The following is a 23,123-nucleotide window of genomic DNA, read 5'->3' on the forward strand; positions in this document are numbered from 1 at the left end:
TTAGTGTAAAGCGGTGGCCCGATGAACGGGATGCTGCATCGCACCAAAACAAGGCCAGAAAGGGCTAAAATCCCGGCAGGTTGCTGCAAGGCATTGTTTCTTCACGCCATTTGCCGTCACGGCGCGCATCCTGCCCCCTTCCCCACGCCCAAGTCATTCCCATGAAGAAATTTGGCAAGGCTCTTATCGCCCTGCTCGTGCTGCTGTTGCTGGCCGCCGCGCTGTTCCTGTACTGGCCGCTGACCCAGCGCTCGGTGCCCGCCGCCAGCAACGACAAGCCGGTCGACGTCGTCCTGGTCGGCGCCGGCATCATGAGCGTCACCCTGGCCACCTACCTGCAGGAACTGCAGCCGGACTGGAACATCCAGGTCTACGAGCGGCTGGACACGGTCGCCGGCGAAAGCTCGGACGGCTGGAACAACGCCGGCACCGGCCACTCGGCATTCGCCGAACTGAACTACACCCCGGAACTGCCCGACGGCAGCATCGAGACCAAGCGCGCGGTCGGCATCGCCGAATCGTTCGAGGTCTCGCGCCAGTTCTGGTCGCACCAGGTGAAGGAAGGCCGGCTGAGCCAGCCCAGCGACTTCATCAACCCGACCCCGCACATGAGCTTCGTCTGGGGCGATGACAACATCGCCTACCTGCACAAGCGCCAGCAGGCGCTGGTGAAGAACCCGCTGTTCTACGGCATGCAGTACTCGGAGGATCCGGCACAGATCAAGCAGTGGGCACCGCTGCTGATGGAAGGCCGCGACCCGAAGCAGAAGGTCGCTGCGACCTGGATGCCGCTGGGTACCGACGTCAACTTCGGCGTGATCACCCGCCAGCTGACCGCTGGCCTGCAGCGCAGCCCGAACTTCGGCCTGCACCTCAACCATGAAGTGCGCGCGCTGCGGCAGAACGCCGACAAGAGCTGGAACGTGACGGTGAAGGACCTCAAGGCCGGCACCGAGACCACCACCCATGCGCGCTTCGTGTTCATCGGTGCCGGTGGCGCCGCGCTGAAGCTGCTGCAGATGTCCGGCATTCCCGAATCGAAGGATTACGCCGGCTTCCCGGTGGGCGGCCAGTTCCTGGCGTTCCAGGGCGCGGACGTGACCTCGCGCCACCACGTGAAGGCCTACGGCATGGCCGAAACCGGCTCGCCGCCGATGTCGGTGCCGCACCTGGATGCGCGCAAGCTGGACGGCAAGCCGGTGATCCTGTTCGGGCCGTTCGCCCTGTACAGCACCAAGTTCCTCAAGCACGGCTCGTGGTGGGACCTGTATTCGTCGGTCAACCACAACAACGTCGGCCCGATGCTGTCGGTGGGCAAGGACAACCTGGACCTGGTGCAGTACCTGATGGGCCAGGCACGCCTGGACGATGCCGACCGCCAGGCCGAACTGGTGAAGTACTTCCCCAACGCCAAGCCCACTGACTGGAAGCTGGTGACCGCCGGCCAGCGCGTGCAGATCATCAAGCGCGACCCGCTGAAGGGCCCGGTGCTGCAGTTCGGCACCGAGATCGTGACCGACAAGGACCACACCCTGGCCGCCCTGCTGGGTGCTTCCCCGGGTGCCTCGACCTCGCCGCCGATCATGCTGGACCTGATGGCCAAGGCCTTCCCGGAGCAGATGAAGGCCGGCTGGGAGACCCGCCTGCGCGAGATCGTGCCGTCGTACGGCCGCAAGCTCAACGACAGCGCAGCGCTGACCAACGAGATCCGCACGCTGACCAGCCAGAGCCTGCACCTGCCCTACCTGGAGGTGCCGCTGGAGAACGCCGCGACGCCGGCGCTGGCCCCGGCCACTGCCCCGGCCGCGCCGGAAAAGCGCAACGCCAACGAGGAACTGCAGGCGCTGTAAGCCCGCACGTTCAACGCAGGACACGGACGGCCACCTTCGGGTGGCCGTTCGCGTTTGCGGGCCCAGGGCGCTGCCCCCTCCTGGATGCGCAAAGACCATTTCGCCGTGTCACGAATTGTAATGTTGTTAAGAACGATTTACATTTGCGTCCCGCACGACGCCCGCATGCCCCCAGATGGATCTGAGCCCACCCGATGCCGCCGCCCGGGTGCTGGTTGACGGCTGCCTCCCCCCGCCCACGTCCTCGAGCTCTCCATGACCCTGCCTGCCCGCTCTTCCCTGCCCCGCCGTGCGCTGCTGCCGGCCGCCCTGCTGTCCTGCCTTGCCGTGGCCGCGCCCGCCGCTTCGGCTGCCGACGCAGGTGCCGATGCCTCCGACGCCAAGACCCTGGACCGGGTGAGCGTGCGCGCCGAACAGTCGGCACCGCCGTCGAGCACCACCCGCCTGCCGATCACGCTGCAGGAAACCCCGCAGTCGTCCACCGTGATCAGCCTGCAGCGCCTGCAGGACGAATCGCTGTTCAGCATCAACGACGTGATGCGCAACGTCACCGGCGTCAGCGTGTCCTTCTATGACACCCAGCGCCCGCTGTACTACGCACGTGGTTTCGCCATCACCGATTTCCAGGTCGACGGCATCCCGACCTACAGCGGCTCGACCAACCAGGAGTACGACACCGCCTTCTACGACCGTGTGGAAGTGATCCGCGGTGCCAATGGCCTGCTCAGCGGCGCCGGTGTGCCGTCGGCCACGGTGAACCTGCTGCGCAAGCGCCCGGGCAAGGAATTCGATGCCTCGTTCTCGGTCAGCGCCGGCAGCTGGGATTACCGCCGCATGGAGGCCGACGTGACCGCGCCGCTGACCGCCGACGGCCGCTTCCGCAGCCGCGTGGTCGCCGCCTATACCGATCGTGATTTCTATTACGACCGCTACAAGGAAGACAAGATGGCCGGCATGGCCGTGCTGGAAGGCGACCTGACCGACAGCACCACCGTCACCGTCGGCTACCAGACCCAGGACAACAACCCGGTGGGTTCGACCTGGGGCACCGTGCCGTTCTTCGACAGCCAGGGCAATTTCGCCCACCTGCCGCGCTCGACCAACCTGTCGCCGAAGTGGAGCTACTGGCAGCGCGAAACCAGCACCGTGTTCGCCAATCTGGAGCAGCGCTTCGGTGACGACTGGCTGCTGAAGATCAACACCTCCTACACCCGCGGCAACGTGCAGAACGTGCGCCTGTACGGCACCGGCAACCCGAACCCGGTGGATGGCTCGGGCATCTTCCTGCGCGCCGCCGCCGGCGATGCCGAAGACACCCGCCGCAACGTCGATGCCTACCTGACCGGCACCTTCAACCTGTTCGGCCGCGAGCACGACGTGACCCTGGGCACCCAGTGGTCGGACCTGGAAGCCACCACCCACACCACCACGCTCAACTTCCCCACCGACTGGGCACGCTGCGGCGGCGATCGCTGCTACTACATCCCCAACGTGTACGACTGGAATGGCGACATTTCCGAGGTGACCTACACCCGTACCGGTGGGCGCCGTGTGGCCAAGACCACCCAGAGCGGCATCTACCTGGCCACCCGCCTGCGCCTGGCCGATCCGCTGTCGCTGATTGCCGGCGCGCGCCTGAGCCGCTGGGAAACCCGCAGCCGCTCGTACAGCACCACCGGCGCCTACACCGGCACCAGCGGCGCCTACAAGGTCAGCGATGAAGTGACCCCGTACGTGGGCCTGGTGTACGACATCACCCCGAACGTTTCGGCGTATGCCAGCTACACCGAGATCTTCAACCCGCAGAATTTCAAGGACAAGAACGAGAACCTGCTGGCCCCGGTGCAGGGTTCGAACGTCGAAGCGGGCATCAAGACGCAGTGGCTGGATGGCCGCCTGACCGCCAACGCCGCGGTGTTCGAAGCCAAGCAGGACAACTACGCGGTGCGTGACATGAGCGTGCCGGACGGCTCGCTCAGCGATGGCACCTCGGCCTACATCGGCGTGAACGGCACCAAGGCGCGTGGCTGGGAAGTGGACATCAACGGCGAGATCCTGCCGGGCTGGACGGTCAACGCCGGCTACACCCACGTCAAGGTGACCCGCGCCACCACCGACCTGCTGTATGCCAACCCGGCTGAAGACCTGCTGCAGCTGAACACCCAGGTGCGCCTGCCCGGCGCGCTGGACCGCCTGAGCGTGGGTGCCGGCGTGCAGTGGCAGAGCAAGGTGCAGGGCTACAACATCCCGTACCCGCTGGGTGGCACGGTGACGGTGAACCAGCCGGCGTACGCGCTGGTGCAGTTCAACGCCAACTACCGCATCAGCGACAACTGGACGGCGACGCTGAGCGTGCGCAACGCGCTGGACAAGACCTACTGGGCCAACCTGGACTACAACAACTACGGCGAACCGCGCTTCGTGGCGGCCAGCCTGCGCTGGAAGTTCTGAAGCGCCTGCAGAACGGTGGGTGCCGGCTTTCGGTGGGTGCCGACCGTTGGTCGGCACTCCCTGCCCTCCGCCACGACCAACGGTCGTGGCCTACCGGAATGGGCCAGCCTGCGCTGGAAGTTCCAGGCAGCCCGGTAACTGGTGGGTGCCGACCGTTGGTCGGCACACCCTGCCCTCCGCCACGACCGACGGTCGTGGCCTACCGGAATGGGCCAGCCTGCGCTGGAAGTTCCAGGCAGCCCTGTAATTGGTGGGTGCCGACCGTTGGTCGGCATACCTCTCAACCCTGAATGGGCCCGCCTGCGCGCGGGCCCTTCTTTTTGCTGCGCTGCGGGTTGCACGCCCCGCCGTAATTATGCGGTAATTATCCCAACACCAATCGGAAGCCGGTCGATGAACCCGAGCTGGGACACGTTGGAACGCAGCCGCCAGGCCCGCCTGGAACGCGCCGCGCCATGGGCCAGGGGCCGCGAAGTCGCCGCCGCAGACGTGGGTGCGCTGCTGCACGCCCTGCTGGAGCCGGGCGACAAGGTCTGCCTGGAGGGCAACAACCAGAAGCAGGCCGATTTCCTTGCCCAGGCCCTGGCCGACCTGGACCCGGCACGGGTGCACGACCTGCACATGGTGCAGTCAGTGCTGTCGCTGCCCTCGCACCTGGACGTGTTCGAGCGCGGCATCGCCTCCAAGCTGGATTTCTCCTTCTCCGGTCCGCAGTCGGTGCGGCTGGCCAACCTGGTGGCCGAAGGGCGCATCCAGATCGGCGCCATCCACACCTACCTGGAACTGTTCGGCCGCTACTTCATCGATCTCACCCCGCGCGTGGCGCTGGTCGCCGCACAGGCTGCCGATCGCCACGGCAACCTCTACACCGGCCCGAACACCGAAGACACCCCGGTGATCGTCGAAGCCACTGCCTTTGGCGGCGGCATCGTCATCGCCCAGGTCAACGAAATCGTCGACACCCTCCCCCGCGTCGATATCCCCGCTGACTGGGTCAACTTCGTGGTGCAGGCGCCGCGCCCGAACCACATCGAGCCGCTGTTCACCCGTGACCCGGCGCAGATCTCCGAGATCCAGGTGCTGATGGCGATGATGGCCATCAAGGGCATCTACGCCGAGTACGGCGTCAACCGCCTCAACCATGGCATCGGCTTCGACACCGCGGCCATCGAACTGCTGCTGCCCACCTACGCAGAGTCGCTGGGGCTGAAGGGAAAAATCTGCCAGCACTGGGCGTTGAACCCGCACCCGGCACTGATCCCGGCGATCGAATCGGGCTTCGTCAAATCCGTGCATTCGTTCGGTTCGGAACTGGGGATGGAGAAATACATCGCCGCCCGTGGTGATGTGTTCTTCACCGGTGCCGACGGGTCGATGCGCTCCAACCGCGCGTTCTCGCAGACCGCCGGCCTGTATGCGTGCGACATGTTCATCGGCTCCACGCTGCAGATCGACCTCCAGGGCAACAGCTCCACTGCCACCCGCGACCGCATCGCCGGCTTCGGTGGCGCGCCCAACATGGGCTCCGATGCACGCGGCCGCCGCCACGCCAGCAATGCCTGGATCAAGGCCGGGCAGCAGGCCGCGCGACCGGGTGAAATGCCGCGCGGGCGCAAGCTGGTCGTGCAGATGGTGGAAACCTTCCGCGAGCACATGGCGCCGGCCTTCGTTGAACGCCTCGATGCCTGGGAACTGGCCGAGCGCGCGGACATGCCGCTGCCGCCGGTGATGATCTACGGCGACGACGTCAGCCACGTGCTGACCGAGGAAGGCATCGCCAACCTGCTGCAATGCCGCACGCCGGAGGAGCGCGAACAGGCGATCCGCGGCGTGTCCGGCTACACCGCCGTGGGCCTCGGGCGCGACCGCGCGATGGTGGAAAACCTGCGCGACCGCGGCGTGATCCGCCGCCCCGAAGATCTCGGCATCTCGCCGCGCGATGCCAGCCGCGACCTGCTGGCTGCGCGTTCGGTGAAGGACCTGGTGCGCTGGTCCGGTGGCCTGTACGACCCGCCCAAGCGCTTCCGCAACTGGTAAGGGACTGAGCATGGAAACCCTCGACTATCGATTCGACGGCCGCACCCCGGTGCAGTTCCCGCGCGATGCGGTGCTGGTGGGCGTGCTCGCCTCGGGCAACCTGGAAATCCTGCTGGAGCCCGCCGCGCAGGACGGGGCGATGACGGTGCGGATCATCACCGCCGCGCAGGGCTTCGGCACCATCTGGCAGGCGGTCATCGCCGATTTCGCGCAGCGCCATCCGCTGCGCGACGTGCGCATATCGATCAACGATGCCGGTGCGACCCCGGCCGTGGTCAGCCTGCGCCTGGACCAGGCCGTGGAAACCCTGCTGGCCGGAGGCACGCCATGAGCCACGTACAACGCCACAGCTACTACGAAGCCGATGCACGCGAACGCATTGCCGGGCTGGTCGATGCCGGTTCGTTCCGCGAGTTCCTCGGCCCGGCGCGACGGGTGATGAGCCCGCACCTGGCCCAGCTCGACCAGCCGGCCGCATTCGACGATGGCATCATCGTTGGCGAAGCCACGCTGCAGGGCAGGCGCGTGCTGCTGGCTGCGCAGCAGGGTGAATTCATGGGGGGTGGCGTCGGCGAGGTCCACGGCGCCAAGCTGACCGGCCTGCTGCGGCGCGCGGCGCAAATATGCCCCGACGGCGTGCTGCTGCTGCTCGACACCGGCGGCGTGCGCCTGCACGAGGCCAATGCAGGGCTGATCGCCATTTCCGAAATCATGCGTGCCACGCTGGGCGCACGCGCCGCTGGCGTGCCGGTGGTCGCCCTGATCGGCAGCGGCAATGGTGCGTTTGGCGGCATGGGCATCGTCGCCCGCTGCTGCACCACCGTCATCATGTCCGAGGAAGGCCGGTTGTCGCTGTCCGGGCCGGAAGTGATCGAGACCGTGCGCGGCGTGGAAGAATTCGACTCGCGCGACCGCGCCCTGGTGTGGCGCGTGACCGGCGGCAAGCACCGCTACCTGATCGACCAGGCGCAGGTGCTGGTGCCCGACGCCATCGAAGCGTTTGCACGTGCCGCCGCCGATGCACTGCAGGCCGACACCGCCAGCGGCGATACCGACACCGCACTGAACGCCCTGCAGGCCCGCCATGCCGCACTGAAGGCACGCGTGCAGGCCTGGGGCGATTGCCGCGATGGATTGGAGATCTGGGCACGCCAGGGCATCGCCGAACCCGAGCGCCTGCCGCTGCTGGATACCGACGCCTTCCTCGCCGCCACCGCCGACCGGAGCCTGCCATGAACGCCCCGCTGCAGACCCTGCTCGATGCCCTGTTCCCGCGCGGGCACCGCATCAACGTGCAGGATTCGGTGCTGACCGGCACGGCCACCACCGAGGATGGCGAGGTGACGGTGATCGGCACCACCGACCGCATCGAGGTCGGCGTCGACCATGCGCTGGCCCTGGCCGACACCGTGCTGGCCAGCACCGCTGCGCATCCGCAGCGACCGATCGTGATGCTGGCCGACACCGCTGGCCAACGCCTGGCCCGCCGCGATGAACTGCTGGGCATCAACGGCTACTTCGCCCATCTCGCGCAGACCCTCGACCTGGCCCGCCGCCGTGGCGCACGCCTGGTCACCCTGGTCTACGGTGAATCGGTGAGCGGTGGTTTCCTGTCCTTCGGCCTGATGGCCGACCACATCCACGCCCTGCCCGATGCGCAGGTGCGGGTGATGGACCTGCGCGCGATGGCGCGGGTGACCAAGCAACCGCTGGAGAAGCTGCAGGCACTCAGCCAGAGCTCGCCGGTGTTCGCGCCGGGCGTGGCCAACTACGTGTCGATGGGTGCGGTCGATTCGCTGTGGGACGGCGACCTGGCCCAGCACCTGCTGCAGGCACTGCGCACGCCCAGCGACGGCGACCTGCGTGCCGCACGCGGCGCAGAGCGCGGCGGCCGTGCGCTGGCAGCGGATGTCTGCACTGCGGTGGCCCGCGGCGATGCCTGACCGGCCCGCCCGCCACACGCTGGCCTGGCTGTCGGCGCATGCCGATTGGCGGGCGGACGTGGCCGCGCACGAACCGCGCCTGGCGGCGTGGTTTGCGCAGGGGCTGCCAGCGATGGTGGCGCGGCGCGCCGTGGATGATCCCGACCCGCGCCTCCGCCTGGGCGTGCCGCTGCCGCCGAGCGAAGGCAAGCAGCGCATCGCCCTGCGCGTACCGCTGCACGATGTAGTGCGCCAGCAGCCGCCGCCGACGCTGGAAGCGATCCTCGCCACCGGTGTTGCCCATGACTGGCAGCCGGCGCTGCACGCATTGGCGCACATCGCGCCTGCACGCGTGTTTGGTGCCTTCGCCTGGCAGCATCTCAGTGACCTGCCCTATGTGCATGCCGCTTCGGATATCGACCTGCTGTGGCAGGTGGATGCCGCCGCGCAGGCCGACTCAGTGGTCGCGCGCCTGCAGAGCTGGGAACGCGAGTACGGCCGTCGCGTGGATGGCGAACTGTGCCTGGGCGATGGCGGCGCGGTGAACTGGCGCGAATACGCCGGTGGCAGCCGCCAGGTGCTGGTGAAGCGCCTGGAAGGCGCCGCGCTGGAAGCCCGCGAACGCCTGTTCGTCGCCACCGGAGTGGCCGCATGAACGCGCTCGCGCATGCCAGCCCACACATCGTGCGCCGCGTCGACAGCGCGCGTCTGGGCCGACTGGCCATCGCCAGCCTGCATGCTGAACTGGCCTGCGCGCCGAAGCCGGGCCTGGTTACTCCGTTCAACAGCGGCAGCCATGACGACATGGACGCCGGCACGTTCCTGCGCAGCCTGTTCGCGCTGCGCCACTACTTCACCTCAATTGCCGGCACCGGTGCCGACGATGCGCCGTTCGCTGCCCTGCGCGCGCATGGCCTTGCCGCCGAGCGCGCGATGCTGCGCGCCACCGGCGGCATCAACACCCATCGCGGTGCCATCTTCAGCCTGGGCCTGCTGGTGGCCGCTGCCGCGCGCTGCCGCCGCCAGCACGGCCACGCCGCGCCCGCCGCGCAGGTCTGCCTGGCCGTGCAGCACTGGGCCGATGACTTCGCCGCTGCGCCGCTGGATGCGGCCAGCCCCGGCCAGCGCGCGCGCCTGCGCCATGGCGTGCCGGGCGTGCGCGAACAGGCCGCCGCCGGTTACCCCGTGCTGCGCGACCTGGCTGTACCGACCCTGCGCCATGCCCTGCACAACGGCCTGGCGCGCGATGCGGCGCTGTGCCAGACCCTGATGCAGCTGGTCGCGCAGGTGGATGACCTGAACCTGCTGCACCGTGGTGGCGCCGACGGGCTGGCCTGGGCCCAGCAGCAGGCACGCAGCTTCCTCGCAGGCGGCGGCGCATCCGCACCCGGCTGGCAGGCACGCCTGCACGCGCTTGGCGACGAGTTCGTCGCCCGTCGCCTGAGTCCCGGCGGCAGTGCCGACCTGCTGGCCTGCGCCTGGTTCCTGCTGCAGCAGGAGGGCGCATGAGCCTGGCCCTGCTCTGCCCCGGCCAAGGTGCGCAGCATGCGGCGATGTTCGCCCGCGTGCGAGAGCTGCCTGCGGCCCGCGATGTCCTGCACGCTGCGGGCGCGGTACTTGATCGTGATGTCTTCACCGCCGCTGCCGATGACGCGCGCTTCGACAATGCGCTGGCGCAACCGCTGCTGTGCGCGGCCACGCTGGCGCACTGGCAGGTGCTGCGCGACGGCCTGCCAGCGCCGGTGGTCGTGGCGGGCTACAGCATCGGTGAACTGGCCGCACATGCGGTTGCCGGCAGCGTCGACACCGCAACCTGCCTGGCCTTGGCCGCACAGCGCGCGCGGCTGATGGATGCCGCCAGCCCCGCCGATGCGGGCATGCGGGCGGTGCTGGGGCTGCAGCGCCACACCCTGCAGCCACTGTGCGATGCACACGGTGCCCATGTGGCCATTGCCAACGGGCAGGATCATTTCATCGTCGGCGGCACGCAGGCGTCACTGCAGGCGCTGGCCGATGCAGCACGCACACAGGGTGCGGAGGTTCGCCCGCTGCCGGTGCACGTGCCTGCACATACCCCGCTGCTGCAGGCCGCCGTCGCACCGTTTGCGGCCGCGCTGGATGCTTCGCCGCTGCAGGCGCCGCGCCTGCCGCTGCTGGCCGGCATCGATGCGCGCCCGGTGCGTGATCGCGCGGCAGCGGTGCACACGCTGTCGGCGCAGCTGGCACAGACCATCGAGTGGGCGCAGGTGATGCGCCAGGCCTTCGAGCGCGGCGCGCGGGTGTTCCTGCAGCTGGGTCCGGGCAACGCATTGGCGCGCATGGTCGCGCCGTCCTACCCGTGCTGCGAGGTGCGCGCGGTGGAAGAGTTCCAGAGCCTGGACGGCGCCGCGGCATGGGTCCGCAGCGCGCTGGAGCGGCTGCAGTAACGGGTTCGAGCAGTACGTATCACGCATCACGTTGTACGACGCCTTACCCCGGGATGGCGGGTCTCCATCCGAGCTGTACGCGAGTCACGTGTCTGGGAGGGCGCATGAGTCCACAAATCGCAACGATCATCGGCCTGGTGATCATGTTCATCGTCGCTACCGCGATGCCCATCAACATGGGTGCGGTGGCCTTCGCCCTGGCCTTCATCGTCGGCGGCGTCTGGGTCGGCATGGGGGGCAAGGAAGTGCTCGCCGGCTTCCCGGGCGACCTGTTCCTGACCCTGGTCGGCATCACCTATCTGTTCGCCATCGCGCAGAAGAACGGCACCATCGACCTGCTGGTGCACTGGGCGGTGAAAGCCGTGCGCGGCCACATCGTGGCCATCCCGTGGGTGATGTTCGTCATCACCGCCGTGCTGACCGCCTTCGGCGCGCTGGGCCCGGCCGCGGTGGCCATCATCGGCCCGGTCGCGCTGCGCTTCGCCAAGCAGTACAACATCAACCCGCTGATGATGGGCCTGCTGGTGATCCATGGTGCGCAGGCCGGTGGCTTCTCGCCGATCAGCGTGTACGGCAGCATCACCAATGGCGTGGTGCAGAAGGCCGGCCTGGAAGTGACCGAGATGGCGGTGTTCCTGACCAGCCTCGGCTTCAACTTCATGATGGCGATCATCTGCTTCCTGGCCTTCGGCGGCATCGCCCTGATGCGCCGTGGTTCGATCACCGCCGCCGGCACCGTGGGCGGTGCTGACCTGGCCATGGCCGGCGGCCCGCAGGCGTCGTCGCGGCAGTTCGCCATCGAGGGCCACGGCGCGCTGGTGGCCGCCGGTGGTGGCACGCTGTCGAATGATCCGGCTGCACTGGATGCGGTGGGCTTCACCCGCGAGCGTCTGTTCACCCTGATCGGCCTGCTCGGCCTGGGCGTGGCCGCACTGATCTACAACCTCAACGTCGGCCTGGTCTCGATCACCGTCGCGGTGGCGCTGGCCCTGCTCTCGCCGCAGAGCCAGAAGGGTGCGGTCGATGGCATCAGCTGGTCGACCGTGCTGCTGATCTGCGGCGTGGTGACCTACATCGGCGTGCTCGAACATGCCGGCGCGGTGGATTTCATCGGCCATGGTGTGTCCAGCATCGGCATTCCCCTGCTGGGTGCGCTGCTGGTCTGCTACGTCGGCGGCATCGTCTCCGCGTTCGCCTCGTCCGCCGCCGTGCTGGGCGCGACCATTCCGCTGGCGGTGCCGTTCCTGATGCAGGGCCACCTGGGTGCCGCCGGCGCGATCTGCGCGCTGGCGGTGTCGTCCACCATCGTCGACGTCAGCCCGTTCTCGACCAACGGCGCACTGGTGGTGGCCTCGGCAGCGAAGGAAGAGCGCGAGACGCTGTTCCGCCGCTTCCTGGTCTACAGCGGCCTGGTGGTCGCGTTCGGCCCGCTGCTGGCCTGGCTGGTGTTCGTGGTGCCGGGCTGGATGTGATTTTGCAGGGGCGCCGGAGGATTCCGGCGCCCTTCGAATCGGGGAGGTAGAGTCGATCGTTGGTCGACTATCGCGCGCAGCGCGGGATCTTCGGGATCCATGCGAAGGGCAGTCGACCAGCGGTCGACTCTACCAAGCCGTATTTCCCCACCCCGTTACAGGTTCCACGCAGGGAGGCAGTACACTTTCCACCATGGCCATTGCTCCCGCCCCGCGTTCACCCAAGAAGCGCGCGCCTCTGTACGAAGAGGTGGCCGAGCATGTGCGCGAGCGTATCTACGACTACCGGCTGCCGCCGGGCGAGTGGATCGACGAGCCGGCACTGTGCGAGGAACTGGGCATCAGCCGCACGCCGTTGCGCGAGGCGCTGAAGCTGCTGGCCGCCGAAGGTCTGGTGCAGATCGATGCTGGCCGCGGCGCGCGGGTCACCCGGCTCACGCTGGAAGACCTCAACCAGCTGTTCCCGGTGATGGCGATGCTGGAAGGCCGCTGCGCGCATGAAGCGGTCAGGCACATCGACGATGCCGGCGTGCAGCAGCTGGAAGATCTGCACGCGGCCATGGAAGCGGCCGCCGCCAACGGCAACATCGCCGAGTACTACCGCAACAACTACCTGATCCACGAAACCGTGCAGCACTACGCCGGCAACCCGTGGCTGATCCGCATCACCCACGACCTGCACCGCATCCTGAAGATGCACCGTGGCCGCCAGCTGCTGGCACCGGGCCGCACCGCGCAGTCGCTGGCCGAACACCGCGAGCTGATGGACTGCTTCCGCCGCCGTGACGCGCAGGCGGCCGAACGCACGATGGAACGCCACCTGCTGAGCCAGGGCCAGGCGCTGGCCGCCTACGTGGCCGATGGGGGGTTGTTGAACGTGCCTGCACCGTTGCCGACCGAAGGCGGCGGCTGAGCGGGTACGGCACGGCACGAATAACGCCGGCCGACCGCTGTTTCGTAGAGTCGAGCTTGCTCGACTGCTTTTCAGAGGCAGTCGAGCAAGCTCGACTCTACATGGCCTCAATCGCTGCAGCTGCCACCATCGCCGCCACCACTGTCGCTGCTGCAGTCCGAGCCGCTGTAGCTGTGGCTGTTGTGGCTGTCACTGGAGTAACTGCCCGAGGAATCGTAGCTGCCCGCGAAGCTGCCCTCGCTGCGGCTGACCGAGCCATCGGCGGTGGCGATTGCCATGCACAGGATCGCGCCCACCAGCGGCAGCAGCCAGACCAGCAGCAGCTGTAACGCCCGCCCTCCCACCGACACGTCGTCGCGCCGCACCACCACGTACGTGGCGACCAGGTTCAGGCCCAGCACCAGGGCGATCAGGACCAGGGTCACCACCAGCATGGCGTGCCTCCGCAGCAGCGAACCGGCGCGGTCATGGCGCCACCATCAATGACTGGATCTGCGCGCGCTCATCCAGCGGCCGCTGGAAACCCACCGGATAGACCGGTGCATGGCGCTCGCCCTTGAGCAGGAACAGGCTTTCGCTGCCCAGCGTGGCCTCGCGGATATGGCCCAAGGTGTAATGCCACATCGTCCACAGCGGCACCCGGATCGTCGCCGGCACCCCGCCCTGCCGCGGCCGCAGCACTTCCTGCACCTGCAGGACCAGGCGGATCTCGTTGTCCAAGCCTGGCCCGGTGCGCGATCCGGGATCGGTCAGCGGCCGTCCCTTGCCATCGACCATCTCCACGTCGACCACCGTGGCGCGGACGATCTGGTCGGCGTCCGCCACCATTTCCGCCAGCGGTTTCGGCGCCACCGAGGTGGCCAATGCAGGCGCGACGGTGCCCAGGCACAGCAGCCCGGCCAGCAGGATCGCGGGGGTCTTCATGGCGGTGCTCCCTCCCTGGATACCCCCTGACGATAGCACCGCCGCCCCGGTTCGCCCTGCCTGTCATGAAGATGGGACAATGTAGGGCGCGCCGGCCCGGCCCCCAGGGGCCCGCCGGCCCCCTTGCACCACACGGAAGAAGAAGAACAACAACATGCTGAAAGTCATTTTCGATACCGACCCGGGCGTCGACGACGCCCTGGCCCTGCTGTACCTGCACAAGCACGCGCAGATCGACCTGGTCGGCGTCACCACCACCTTCGGCAACGCCTCGGTGGAATCGACCACCCACAACGCGCTGTACCTGAAGCAGGCCTGGGGCTTTGCCGCCCCGGTCGCGCGCGGCGCCGCCGGCCCGCTGCAGCCCGAAGCCACGCCGGAAGCCTGGCCGGTGCACATCCATGGCCACAACGGCCTGGGCAACCACCCGGTGCCGACCGCGCTGGACGTGGCCGCCGATGCGCGCCCGGCCCACCAGCTGATCATCGACCTGGTCCGCGCCCACCCGGGCGAAGTGACCCTGGTGGCGGTCGGCCGCATGACCAACCTGGCCCTGGCCCTGCAGCACGCCCCGGACATTGCCGGCCTGGTGCGCGGCGTGGTCCTCATGGGCGGCGCCTTCCACGTCAACGGCAACATCACCCCGGCCGCCGAGGCCAACATCTGGGGCGACGCCGAAGCGGCCGACATCGTGTTCACCGCGCAGTGGCCGGTCACCGCCATCGGCCTGGACGTCACCACCCGCGTGGAGATGGACCGTGATGGCCTGGACAAGCTGGCTGCCATCGGCGGCGCCGACGCCGAGCTGGTGCGCGCGCTCTCGCAGGACTACGTGGACTTCTACCTGCAGGCCGGGCACAAGGGCATGGTCGTGCACGACTGCTGCGCCTGCATCGCCCTGACCCGCCCGGAGCTGTTCCAGTTCGAACGCGCCAGCGTGCGCGTGGCCACCGATGGCGTGGCCCGCGGCATGACCATTCCCAAGCCGGAAGGCCTGGCCTTCGGCCCCAGCGTGTGGGATGGCCACGTGCTGCAGTCGATCGCCATCGGCGTGGATGCCCCGGCCGTGCTGGCCGACATCGAGCAGACCCTGGCGGTCTGATCGCCTAGCGCTTGGCCCTGCCCGGGGTCGTCTCGGGCAGGGTCCACAGCACCGGCAGCACCAGCACCGCCACCAGCGCGATCATCGCGCCCGGTGCCGCTGCCCAGCCGCTGCGTTCCACCCACCACTGCGCCAGCCACGGTGTCGCCCCGCCGAACACCGCCGTGGCCATGGTCACGCCCAGTGCCAGCCCGCTCACCCGGCCTTCGCCCGGGAACTGCTCGGCCGTGGCGGGTGCGGCCACCGCGCTCACACCGCCGGCCACGCAGGCCAGTACCACCGCCGCCAGCGCGATGCCCAGCGGCGCCGCCTCGGCCATCCAGCCGAACATCGACAGCGGCAGCAGTGCCGCCAGTACGGTCAGGCCCAGCAACAGCGGACGCCGCCCGAAGCGATCGGACAACATGCCGCACAGCGGCGTGATCGCGATGACCGCCACCGCGGCCACCGTGGACAGCCACAGCGCATCGCCTTCGTCGTGCCCCTGTGCGTGCAGGAAGGCCGGCACGTAGGTGATGCCCACGTAGTAGGTGATCGAGCCCAGCGCGGAAATCGCGAACGTGCGCGCCACCGCGCCGGGATGGTTGCGCAGCACGTGGCGCAGCGGCGTGGCCGGAATGCTGCCCTCGCGGCGCTGGCGCTCGAATTCGGGCGACTCATGCATGCCCGACCGTGCGATGAGGATCACCAGCGCCAGCGCGGCACCGACGAAGAACGGGATGCGCCAGCCCCAGCCATCCAGCTGCGCGGGCGTGAGCGTCGCCACCGTCACCGCGGAAATAGCCACCGCCAGCAGCGCGCCCACTTCGCTGGCGGCCGAGGCCAGCGACGTGACCAGGCCGCGTCGCCGCGCTGGCGCGCTTTCCAGCAGGTAGGCCACCACCCCGGTGTATTCACCGCCTACCGAAAAGGCCATCACGCAGCGCAGGACCAGCAGCAATATGCCGGCCGTGGTGCCCGCCGTCGCCGCAGTCGGCAACAGCGCCGTGGCCAGCATCGCCGCCGCCATCAGCGCCATCGAGGCCAGCAGCATCCAGCGCCGGCCGAGGCGATCACCGAGGTGGCCGAAGCACAGCGCGCCCAGCGGACGCATCAGGTAGGACACCGCGAACCCGGCCAGGGTGACCAGCATGGCCTGCTCGCCGCCGCCGAAGAACACCCGCGACAGCACGGTCGCGAAGTACAGGTAGAGGGTGAAGTCGTACCACTCCACCACGGTGGACAGGCCTGCCACCCACATCGAGCGCTGCCGCGCCGCGGTCATTTCAGTCATGGGCGGAGGGTGTCACGGGCCGGGTGATGGCGCGGTGCACCTGCAGGCCGGGTCGGACTGCACCCATCAGCCCGGCAACTGCAGCACGGCCTGCAGGCCACCGCCGTCCCGGTTGCGCAGCTGCAGCGAACCGCCCAGCGACTGTGCCAGCTGCACGGCGATGGCCAGGCCCAGGCCGGTACCGCCGGTATCGCGGTTGCGCGAGCTCTCCAACCGGTGGAAGGGCGCGAGCACCGCCTGCAGCTGATCCTCGGGAATGCCCGGGCCCCGATCAGACACGCTGATCCACGGCTTGCCGGCAGCATCACGACCGGCATCGATCTCGGCGCTGCCGGCATAGCGCAGCGCGTTGTCCACCAGGTTGCCGACCACCCGGCGCAACGGCTGCGGCCAGGTCTGCACGGTCAGTCCCGCCGGCGCACCGCCGGACACCGGCTTGCCCATGTCTTCGTAATCTCCGACCACGCTGGCCAGGAACGCGGCAAGGTCCATCACCACCGGTGCACCGCTGGCCACATGGCTGCTGCGCGCATAGGCCACGCCTTCGCGCACCAGCTGGCCGAGGTGGTCCAGGTCATCCAGCAGGCGCTGCTGGGTGGCATCTTCGGGCAGGGTTTCCACGCGCAGCTTCATCCGCGTGATCGGTGTCTGCAGGTCGTGCGAAATGGCGGCCAGGATCTGCAGGCGCTCGCTGACATGGCCGCGGATGCGTGCCTGCAGCGCGTTGAGTGCGGCCGCAGCCGCGCCTACTTCGGCAGGGCCATCCTCGGGCAGCACCGCTGCATCCTTGCCCGGCTGCAGGTGCTCGACCGCGTGCGACAACTGCTGCAGCGGGCGCAGCGCCAGCCGCACCGCCAGCCACGCGCACAGCAGCAGCAACGCCAGCTGCACCAGCAGCACGGCCGGCAGCCAGCGCGCCAGCGGCAGGCCGGACGGGGTCACTTCGATGGTCAGCGGTGAACCGTCGTGCAGGCGCAGCTCCACTTCGAAACGTTCTGGCAGGCGCGCGACCTGGCGTGCCAGCAGCGGATAGCGATGCTCCAGGCTGTCATCGATGATGGCGGTGACCTGGCGCGCGCGCTCGGTTTCCAGTGCCAGCCCGGACGCAGCCGGACGCAGCAGGTAGCGATAGGTGCGGCGCTCCAGCCGCGGCACCCAGGCCTGGCGCTGGTCCGCTGGCAGGTGTTCCAGCAAGGCCACGCTCACCGCCACGTCCTCGTCCAGGTTGCGCAGCATCATGCTGCGCGTGGCCTGGTAGCGCTCGAAGAACAGCAGGCCGAACGACAGTGCGTGGGCCAGGGTCAGCCCACCCAGCAGCAACAGCAGCAGGCGCGCGGACAGCGTGCGCGGCCACGGCAGGCGGCGCGCGGCGGCGTTCATTCCTCCGGCCCCAGCAGCTGCACCGGCACGCTGAACACATAGCCTTCGCTGCGCACGGTCTTGATGTAGGTCGGCTCGCGCGCATCATCGCCCAGGCGCTGGCGCACGCGGCTGACCAGCAGGTCGATCGAGCGATCGAACAGTTCCGCATCACGGCCTTGGGTGAGGCTGAGCAGCTGGTCGCGGCTGAGCACGCGGTTGGCGTGGTCGAGGAACACGCGCAGCAGGCGGAACTCTGCGCCGCTGAGCGGATAGGCGGTGTCCTGCGCATCCAGCAGGTGGCGGGCGGTGGTATCCAGGCGCCAGTCGCCGAAGGCCAGCTGGCGGCCGGCCTCGCTCACCTGCAGGTTGGGCGGCAGCATCTGCGTGCGGCGGATCACCGCGTTGATGCGCGCCAGCAGTTCGCGCGAGGAGAACGGCTTGGTCACGTAGTCATCGGCGCCCATTTCCAGGCCGATGATGCGATCGGTCTCGTCGTCGCGCGCGGTCAGCAGCACCACCGGCACGGCGCGGTGCTTGCCGGCCCGCAGGTTGCGGCACAGGCTCAGTCCATCCTCGCCGGGCATCATCACGTCCAGTACCACCAGGTCCACGGCGTGGGTGTCCATCAGCGCGCGCATCGCGCGGCCGCCATCGGCCTGGCTGACGCGCAGGCCGTTGCGCTGCAGGTAGTCGGCCAGCATCTGGCGGATGTCGCTGTCATCATCGACGACAAGGATGTGCGGTACGTGGTTCATTGCGTTCTCGATGATGGCGGCGGAGGACAAGGCCGCGCGGCGCGGCCATGGTAGCGCGGCTCACGGGCTGGCCAGCAGGCGCTGGATCTCGCTTTCGGTACGTGCATAGTCGCCTTCGCCGTAATGGCGGTAGACCACCCTGCCCTGCCGGTCGACCAGGTACAGCGCCGGCCAGAACCGGTTACCCCAGGCATTCCAGATGCGGTACTGGTTGTCCTGCACCACCGGCCAGGTGATGTCGAGGCGGTGGATCGCGTGGCGCACGTTGCCCTGCAGTCCCTCATAGGCGAATTCGGGGGTGTGCACGCCGATCACGCGCAGGCCCTTCGGTGCGTAACGGGCATGCCACTGGTGCACGTACGGCGCGACATTGAGGCAGTTGCTGCAGCCATAGGTCCAGAACTCGACCAGCACCACCTGCCCCCGCAGCTGCTCCAGGGCCAGCGGCGGGCTGTTGTGCCACGGCCCGCCGCCGTTGAAGCCCGCAGCCGGTGCGGCCTCGGCGGTCTGTGCGCCGGCTTCGGGGCTGGGCCAGGCCAGCAGCAGCGCAGCACCGCCGAGCAGGGCCAGCAACAGCGGCACGGTATAGGCGCGAAGCGTGGCCATCGCTCAGCCTCCCTGCTCGGCCAGCGGCAGCTCGGCCGGCTTCACCCCGGCCGCTTCCAGGATGCTGTCGGCCACCTGCGCCGGGTGCGAAAGCAGCGACACATGGCTGCTGCCGATGGACTGCAGCTGCGCGCCGATGCGATGCGCGGTGGCAACCTGCAGCTGCGGCGACAGCATGCGGTCATCGCGGCTGACCACATACCAGCTCGGCTTGCTGCGCCACGCCGCCGTGGTCACGGCCTCACCCAGCGCGCTGGCCTTCAACGGCACCTGCGTGCTGTACAGCAGGGCCGCGGTCTTCTTCATCACGTCGGGTGCGAAATCCCGCGCGATGGCATCGGCCGGCAGGGTCAGGTAACCGTCCTTCTCCTGCAGGCGGGTCAGCCCGGGGCCGACCGGGAAACCTTCGCCCTGCTGCGCCGAGGACTGGCCAGCATCCGGTGCGAAGGCGGCCACGTAGACCAGCGCCTGCACCTTGGGATCGTTGCCCGCTTCGGTGATGACCGTACCGCCCCAGCTGTGGCCGACCAGCACCACCTTGCCCGGTGCAGCTGCAATGGCGCGGCGGGTGGCGGCCACGTCGTCCGCGAGCGAGGTGAGCGGGTTCTGCACGGCCACCGCCGGCAGCTTCCAGTCGTGCAGGGTGGTGATGACCTTGTTCCAGCTGGAGCCATCGGCAAAGGCGCCGTGCACGAGGATGACCGTGGGCGGCGCACCGGCATCGGCCTGCGCAGCGAAGGCGGGGGTGGCGGCGCCGGCCAGGGCCAGGGCGGCGGCAAGCAGGGTGGTACGGATCATGGGTGGCACTCCGGTGTTGGGAGTGGCCATTTCCGCCGGTGGGTGTATCGCGGCTGTTTCGCTGCGGCGCCGAGTTGTACCGGACTGTAGGACGACGGCGGGTTCCTACAGTGGGATACATTCGGCCGCCGGGCATGGCCAGGCGCTATCGGGTGGATATCGTTCCCTGCACGCGGGCGCGCAACGCGCCGATGCGCACCGCCGGGGCGTCTTTGTATCCGACTGTACGAAACCCCTGCCGCGGCGACAGTCGCTGACAAAACCCCGGGCAACGGCACACGTTGCCGATACCTGCGCCGCCTGAAATGGCCTCCATCGACCACTGGCCCGCAGGACACCTCCATGATCAGCACCGCCTCCTCCCTCTACACCCCGCGCCTGGATGCCGTCGGCCGCTGGCTCTCGCCGCTGGCCCTGCGCACCCTGCTGGCCTGGGAGTTCTTTGAATCCGGCCGCGAGAAGCTGGGCGGACAGAACTGGTTCGCCGATCTGGAAGGCCGCTTCCCGTTTCCTTTCTCGACCCTGCCCGCTTCGCTCAACTGGCAGCTGGCCACGTGGCTGGAACTGGTGGGTGCGGTGATGCTGCTGCTGGGCCTGGCCACGCGCTCGGTGGCCTACATCTTCTGGGTGCTGACGGTGGTTGCCATCGCCGCCGTGCACTGGCCCGACCAGTGGAACGGCCTGGGCGAACTCTGGCAGGGCTATGCGATCACCGACCAGGGCTATGGCAACTTCAAGCTGCCGCTGCTGTTCCTGGCCATGCTGCTGCCGCTGATCCTCAACGGTGGCGGCGCACTCAGCCTGGACCGCCTGCTGGCCGGCCCGCAACGCGCCATCGCCGGCGATGACGGCCTCGGCTGGGGCGTCAGCCTGGTCGCGCTGCTGCTGCCCATTGCCGCGCTGCTGCCCGGCATCGGCTTCGGTGGTGCCCTGCTCGGCGCTGCCCTGCTGCTGGCCTACGTGCTGCGCCGTCGCCGCAGCGCCTGATCCGCTCCATCCCTGTCCACGCCTCTTTTCCGTCGCCTTGCAGCGGCGTCCATCCCGCACGCCTGGCGTGCAATCCCAAGGAGTCATCCCATGTCCGTCTCGACCAAGAACACCACCACCTCCCGCCTGCCGCGCATCGGTGCCATCGGCATCGCCCTGGCCGGGGGCCTGCTGCTGGCCGGCCAGGCCGCCGCGATCCAGCCGTTGGCGATCAGTGCCGTGGCCATGAGCGCCGCCGCTGAAGGCAAGTGTGGTGAAGGCAAGTGCGGCGCCAACAAGGCCGCCAGCAGCAAGCCCGCCGGCAAGGCCAAGGTGGCCGAAGGCCAGTGCGGTGAAGGCAAGTGCGGCGACGCCTCGTTTGCCCGCACCGACCGTGACCACGACGGCCGGGTCTCGCGTGCCGAGTTCAACGCCGTGGCCGCCAAGCGTGCCGCCGAGTTCGACCGCATCGACACCGACCACGACGGCTACATCAGCGAACAGGAAGCGCACGACTACCTGCGCAGTGTCTACACCGCCAACGGCAAGCCGATGCCGAAGGGCTTGTTCTCCCGCGTCAACGACTGATGGCCCACCCTCCGGCGCCGCCCCCGTGGCGGCGCCATTGCCCTGGAGTACCGCGCATGTCCCTGCCCCTGCCTTCCGCCAGCGCTGGTCTTGGCCTGCGCCGCGGCCTGATCGACGAACTGCTGGCGATGCCGGCCGATGCCATCGACTTCCTCGAAGTCTCGCCCGACAACTGGATCGGCGTCGGCGGTGCCCACGGTGCCGCGCTGCGCCAGCTGAGCGAGCGCCATCGCCTGACCTGCCACGGCCTGTCGCTGTCGCTGGGCGGCCCAGACCCACTGGACCGCGCCCTGCTGGCACAGACCCGCGCCTTCCTCGACCTGCACCAGGTGCAGCTGTACAGCGAGCATCTGAGCTACTGCGCTGCCGGTGGCCACGTCTACGACCTGCTGCCGCTGCCGTTCACCAGTGAAGCCGTGCACCACGTCGCCGGGCGCATCGCCCAGGTGCAGGACATGCTGGGCCGGCGCATCGCGGTGGAGAACATCTCCTACTACGCCGTGCCTGGCGCGGACATGAGCGAGATCGATTTCATCAACGCCGTGCTGGCCGAAGCGGACTGCGACCTGCTGCTGGACGTCAACAATGTCTTCGTCAACGCCTGCAACAACCACTACGACGCCTTCGATTTCCTCGCCCGCGTCCCGGCCCATCGCGTTGCGTCCCTGCACGTCGCCGGCCATTTCGACGAGGACGATGGCTTCAAGATCGACACCCACGGCGCGCCGGTGAAGGGCGTGGTCTGGGCGCTGCTGCGTGAAGCGTATGCGCGCGTCGGCGTGCGCCCCACCCTGCTGGAGCGTGATTTCAATTTTCCGCCGCTGGCCGAGCTGCTGGCCGAGGTCGCGCAGATCCGCCAGGCCCAGGCCGACGTACGACTGCCCGAGGTGGCCCATGGCTGAGTCGCTGGCCACCCTGCAGCAGCGCTGGGCCGACCATGTGCGTGATCCGTCCCGGCCCGCACCCGAAGGCGTCGATGCACGCCGGCTGGCGGTGTATCGCCGCCTCTGCATCGACAGCGTGGACAGCCTGCTGGCTGGCTGCCTGCCGCAGCTGCAGCGGCGGTTGGGTGCAGCGCGCTGGCGCGGTGTGGTCGAGCACTACTACGCGCGCCATGCCTGCCATACCCCGTTGTTCCCGCAGATCGCCAGCGAGTTCGCCGCGTGGTTGGCGCTGCAGGACAGCCTGGCACTGCCAGCATGGGCAGCCGAGCTGGCGCACTACGAAAGCACCCAGCAGGCGCTGCACATCGAAGCGCGTGATGCCGGGCAGACGTTGCACCACGTGGCGGTGGGCAGTGACCTGCTGGCGGTGTCGCCGCTGGTGCGTGTGCTGGGCTACCAATGGCCGGTGCACGAGGACGTGGTGCTGGACGATGCACCGGCCACGACAGCCACGCTCCTGCTGCTGCGCCGTCAGGCCGACTACCGCCTGCAGGTCGAGACGCTGGCACCGCTCGCGTATGCCCTGCTGTCGGTCTTCGGCCATGACGGTGTGCGCGTCGATGACGCCCTGCAGGCATTGGCCGATGCGCATGGCGTGCTGGCGGAGGAGCTGCGCGTGGCCTGCGCGCCGCTGCTGGCCGAGCTGTGTGCCGCCGGCGTGCTGGTTGCGCTGGCCGGTTTCCAGAGTTGCCGGCCAGCGGCCGGCACTACCCACTTCCATTCCGAGGTTTGAT

Annotated in this window: 23 protein-coding genes; 16 read left to right on the forward strand and 7 right to left on the reverse strand. The window is 68.8% G+C overall.

What is annotated here, in order from left to right; translation table 11 throughout:
* Positions 1–161 precede the first annotated feature (161 nt).
* From mqo to AC3WL7_RS08960, 11 genes are all read left to right on the forward strand, one after another.
* Complete coding sequence (gene mqo, locus AC3WL7_RS08910; protein ID WP_079221030.1) at positions 162–1,850, forward strand: malate dehydrogenase (quinone); 1,689 nt, start codon at positions 162–164, stop codon at positions 1,848–1,850.
* 255 nt (positions 1,851–2,105) lie between these two features.
* Positions 2,106–4,301 (forward strand): TonB-dependent siderophore receptor, encoded by a 2,196-nt coding sequence (locus tag AC3WL7_RS08915; protein ID WP_492750026.1) that lies wholly within the window; start codon positions 2,106–2,108, stop codon positions 4,299–4,301.
* A gap of 393 nt (positions 4,302–4,694) precedes the next feature.
* Complete coding sequence (gene mdcA, locus AC3WL7_RS08920) at positions 4,695–6,338, forward strand: malonate decarboxylase subunit alpha (protein ID WP_492750027.1); 1,644 nt, start codon at positions 4,695–4,697, stop codon at positions 6,336–6,338.
* Positions 6,339–6,348: 10 nt separating this feature from the next.
* On the forward strand, positions 6,349–6,669 hold the full coding sequence (gene mdcC, locus AC3WL7_RS08925; protein ID WP_108746165.1) for a malonate decarboxylase acyl carrier protein: 321 nt from the start codon (positions 6,349–6,351) through the stop codon (positions 6,667–6,669).
* Entirely contained in the window at positions 6,666–7,574 is a 909-nt protein-coding gene (locus AC3WL7_RS08930) for a biotin-independent malonate decarboxylase subunit beta (RefSeq protein ID WP_492750028.1), read from the forward strand. The genes mdcC and AC3WL7_RS08930 overlap by 4 nt, the downstream gene beginning before the upstream one ends.
* Positions 7,571–8,281: a biotin-independent malonate decarboxylase subunit gamma gene (mdcE, locus tag AC3WL7_RS08935; protein WP_492750029.1), complete on the forward strand. Its 711-nt coding sequence runs from the start codon at positions 7,571–7,573 to the stop codon at positions 8,279–8,281. Before AC3WL7_RS08930 ends, mdcE begins: the two co-directional genes overlap by 4 nt.
* Positions 8,274–8,915 carry a malonate decarboxylase holo-[acyl-carrier-protein] synthase gene (gene mdcG / locus AC3WL7_RS08940; RefSeq protein ID WP_492750030.1) on the forward strand — a complete coding sequence of 214 codons (642 nt, stop codon included), beginning with the start codon at positions 8,274–8,276 and terminating at the stop codon, positions 8,913–8,915. The genes mdcE and mdcG overlap by 8 nt, the downstream gene beginning before the upstream one ends.
* Complete coding sequence (mdcB, locus tag AC3WL7_RS08945; RefSeq protein WP_492750031.1) at positions 8,912–9,769, forward strand: triphosphoribosyl-dephospho-CoA synthase MdcB; 858 nt, start codon at positions 8,912–8,914, stop codon at positions 9,767–9,769. The genes mdcG and mdcB overlap by 4 nt, the downstream gene beginning before the upstream one ends.
* The gene (gene mdcH, locus AC3WL7_RS08950; protein ID WP_492750032.1) at positions 9,766–10,686 is read left to right on the forward strand and encodes a malonate decarboxylase subunit epsilon; all 921 of its coding nucleotides are present in this window, start codon (positions 9,766–9,768) and stop codon (positions 10,684–10,686) included. Before mdcB ends, mdcH begins: the two co-directional genes overlap by 4 nt.
* A 104-nt stretch (positions 10,687–10,790) precedes the next feature.
* Positions 10,791–12,158: an SLC13 family permease gene (locus AC3WL7_RS08955; protein WP_492750033.1), complete on the forward strand. Its 1,368-nt coding sequence runs from the start codon at positions 10,791–10,793 to the stop codon at positions 12,156–12,158.
* Positions 12,159–12,351: 193 nt separating this feature from the next.
* Positions 12,352–13,071, forward strand: a complete 720-nt coding sequence (locus AC3WL7_RS08960; protein ID WP_079221020.1) for a GntR family transcriptional regulator — start codon at positions 12,352–12,354, stop codon at positions 13,069–13,071.
* 107 nt (positions 13,072–13,178) lie between these two features.
* Here the strand turns inward: AC3WL7_RS08960 and AC3WL7_RS08965 are convergent, their stop codons facing one another.
* On the reverse strand, positions 13,179–13,505 hold the full coding sequence (locus AC3WL7_RS08965; protein ID WP_492750034.1) for a hypothetical protein: 327 nt from the start codon (positions 13,503–13,505) through the stop codon (positions 13,179–13,181).
* A 31-nt stretch (positions 13,506–13,536) separates the two neighbouring features.
* A complete protein-coding gene (locus tag AC3WL7_RS08970; protein ID WP_492750035.1) occupies positions 13,537–13,995 on the reverse strand; it encodes a hypothetical protein in 459 nt (152 codons plus the stop codon).
* A gap of 154 nt (positions 13,996–14,149) precedes the next feature.
* Between AC3WL7_RS08970 and AC3WL7_RS08975 the strand changes: the two genes are divergently transcribed.
* Positions 14,150–15,097, forward strand: coding sequence for a nucleoside hydrolase (locus tag AC3WL7_RS08975; protein WP_108746162.1), 948 nt, complete (start codon positions 14,150–14,152; stop codon positions 15,095–15,097).
* Between the two features lie 4 nt (positions 15,098–15,101).
* On the opposite strand, the gene AC3WL7_RS08980 is transcribed toward AC3WL7_RS08975, so the two are convergent.
* The 5 genes from AC3WL7_RS08980 to AC3WL7_RS09000 form a co-directional block, all read right to left on the reverse strand.
* The gene (locus tag AC3WL7_RS08980; RefSeq protein WP_079221016.1) at positions 15,102–16,361 is read right to left on the reverse strand and encodes an MFS transporter; all 1,260 of its coding nucleotides are present in this window, start codon (positions 16,359–16,361) and stop codon (positions 15,102–15,104) included.
* A gap of 75 nt (positions 16,362–16,436) precedes the next feature.
* Positions 16,437–17,750 (reverse strand): sensor histidine kinase, encoded by a 1,314-nt coding sequence (locus AC3WL7_RS08985; RefSeq protein WP_492750036.1) that lies wholly within the window; start codon positions 17,748–17,750, stop codon positions 16,437–16,439.
* Complete coding sequence (locus AC3WL7_RS08990; protein WP_079225131.1) at positions 17,747–18,487, reverse strand: response regulator; 741 nt, start codon at positions 18,485–18,487, stop codon at positions 17,747–17,749. Before AC3WL7_RS08990 ends, AC3WL7_RS08985 begins: the two co-directional genes overlap by 4 nt.
* 60 nt (positions 18,488–18,547) lie before the next feature.
* Positions 18,548–19,093, reverse strand: coding sequence for a redoxin family protein (locus AC3WL7_RS08995; RefSeq protein WP_492750037.1), 546 nt, complete (start codon positions 19,091–19,093; stop codon positions 18,548–18,550).
* A 3-nt stretch (positions 19,094–19,096) separates the two neighbouring features.
* A complete protein-coding gene (locus tag AC3WL7_RS09000; protein ID WP_492750038.1) occupies positions 19,097–19,891 on the reverse strand; it encodes an alpha/beta fold hydrolase in 795 nt (264 codons plus the stop codon).
* Between the two features lie 342 nt (positions 19,892–20,233).
* Between AC3WL7_RS09000 and AC3WL7_RS09005 the strand changes: the two genes are divergently transcribed.
* From AC3WL7_RS09005 to AC3WL7_RS09020, 4 genes are all read left to right on the forward strand, one after another.
* Positions 20,234–20,878: an HvfX family Cu-binding RiPP maturation protein gene (locus AC3WL7_RS09005; protein ID WP_079221012.1), complete on the forward strand. Its 645-nt coding sequence runs from the start codon at positions 20,234–20,236 to the stop codon at positions 20,876–20,878.
* 90 nt (positions 20,879–20,968) lie between these two features.
* Complete coding sequence (locus AC3WL7_RS09010; protein ID WP_313142038.1) at positions 20,969–21,445, forward strand: HvfA family oxazolone/thioamide-modified RiPP metallophore; 477 nt, start codon at positions 20,969–20,971, stop codon at positions 21,443–21,445.
* 56 nt (positions 21,446–21,501) lie between these two features.
* Positions 21,502–22,347, forward strand: coding sequence for an HvfB family MNIO-type RiPP peptide maturase (locus tag AC3WL7_RS09015; protein WP_492750040.1), 846 nt, complete (start codon positions 21,502–21,504; stop codon positions 22,345–22,347).
* Positions 22,340–23,122, forward strand: a complete 783-nt coding sequence (locus AC3WL7_RS09020; RefSeq protein ID WP_492750041.1) for an HvfC family RiPP maturation protein — start codon at positions 22,340–22,342, stop codon at positions 23,120–23,122. The genes AC3WL7_RS09015 and AC3WL7_RS09020 overlap by 8 nt, the downstream gene beginning before the upstream one ends.
* The last annotated feature ends 1 nt before the right edge of the window (position 23,123 follow it).

It is taken from the genome of Stenotrophomonas sp. FW305-3-2-15-E-LB1 (assembly GCF_058787375.1).

Excerpts from the sequence above, each read along its gene's own strand:
- AC3WL7_RS08975 (WP_108746162.1), top strand. The coding sequence starts at position 14,150 with ATGCTGAAAGTCATTTTCGATACCGACCCGGGCGTCGACGACGCCCTG.
- AC3WL7_RS09010 (WP_313142038.1), top strand. The coding sequence starts at position 20,969 with ATGTCCGTCTCGACCAAGAACACCACCACCTCCCGCCTGCCGCGCATC.
- mdcB (WP_492750031.1), top strand. The coding sequence starts at position 8,912 with ATGAACGCGCTCGCGCATGCCAGCCCACACATCGTGCGCCGCGTCGAC.
- mqo (WP_079221030.1), top strand. The coding sequence starts at position 162 with ATGAAGAAATTTGGCAAGGCTCTTATCGCCCTGCTCGTGCTGCTGTTG.
- AC3WL7_RS08990 (WP_079225131.1), bottom strand. The coding sequence starts at position 18,487 with ATGAACCACGTACCGCACATCCTTGTCGTCGATGATGACAGCGACATC.
- AC3WL7_RS08980 (WP_079221016.1), bottom strand. The coding sequence starts at position 16,361 with ATGACCGCGGCGCGGCAGCGCTCGATGTGGGTGGCAGGCCTGTCCACC.
- AC3WL7_RS09020 (WP_492750041.1), top strand. The coding sequence starts at position 22,340 with ATGGCTGAGTCGCTGGCCACCCTGCAGCAGCGCTGGGCCGACCATGTG.
- mdcH (WP_492750032.1), top strand. The coding sequence starts at position 9,766 with ATGAGCCTGGCCCTGCTCTGCCCCGGCCAAGGTGCGCAGCATGCGGCG.
- AC3WL7_RS08960 (WP_079221020.1), top strand. The coding sequence starts at position 12,352 with ATGGCCATTGCTCCCGCCCCGCGTTCACCCAAGAAGCGCGCGCCTCTG.
- AC3WL7_RS09005 (WP_079221012.1), top strand. The coding sequence starts at position 20,234 with ATGATCAGCACCGCCTCCTCCCTCTACACCCCGCGCCTGGATGCCGTC.
- AC3WL7_RS08995 (WP_492750037.1), bottom strand. The coding sequence starts at position 19,093 with ATGGCCACGCTTCGCGCCTATACCGTGCCGCTGTTGCTGGCCCTGCTC.
- AC3WL7_RS08970 (WP_492750035.1), bottom strand. The coding sequence starts at position 13,995 with ATGAAGACCCCCGCGATCCTGCTGGCCGGGCTGCTGTGCCTGGGCACC.
- mdcA (WP_492750027.1), top strand. The coding sequence starts at position 4,695 with ATGAACCCGAGCTGGGACACGTTGGAACGCAGCCGCCAGGCCCGCCTG.
- AC3WL7_RS09015 (WP_492750040.1), top strand. The coding sequence starts at position 21,502 with ATGTCCCTGCCCCTGCCTTCCGCCAGCGCTGGTCTTGGCCTGCGCCGC.
- AC3WL7_RS08985 (WP_492750036.1), bottom strand. The coding sequence starts at position 17,750 with ATGAACGCCGCCGCGCGCCGCCTGCCGTGGCCGCGCACGCTGTCCGCG.
- mdcG (WP_492750030.1), top strand. The coding sequence starts at position 8,274 with ATGCCTGACCGGCCCGCCCGCCACACGCTGGCCTGGCTGTCGGCGCAT.
- AC3WL7_RS09000 (WP_492750038.1), bottom strand. The coding sequence starts at position 19,891 with ATGATCCGTACCACCCTGCTTGCCGCCGCCCTGGCCCTGGCCGGCGCC.
- AC3WL7_RS08955 (WP_492750033.1), top strand. The coding sequence starts at position 10,791 with ATGAGTCCACAAATCGCAACGATCATCGGCCTGGTGATCATGTTCATC.
- AC3WL7_RS08930 (WP_492750028.1), top strand. The coding sequence starts at position 6,666 with ATGAGCCACGTACAACGCCACAGCTACTACGAAGCCGATGCACGCGAA.
- AC3WL7_RS08965 (WP_492750034.1), bottom strand. The coding sequence starts at position 13,505 with ATGCTGGTGGTGACCCTGGTCCTGATCGCCCTGGTGCTGGGCCTGAAC.
- mdcC (WP_108746165.1), top strand. The coding sequence starts at position 6,349 with ATGGAAACCCTCGACTATCGATTCGACGGCCGCACCCCGGTGCAGTTC.
- mdcE (WP_492750029.1), top strand. The coding sequence starts at position 7,571 with ATGAACGCCCCGCTGCAGACCCTGCTCGATGCCCTGTTCCCGCGCGGG.
- AC3WL7_RS08915 (WP_492750026.1), top strand. The coding sequence starts at position 2,106 with ATGACCCTGCCTGCCCGCTCTTCCCTGCCCCGCCGTGCGCTGCTGCCG.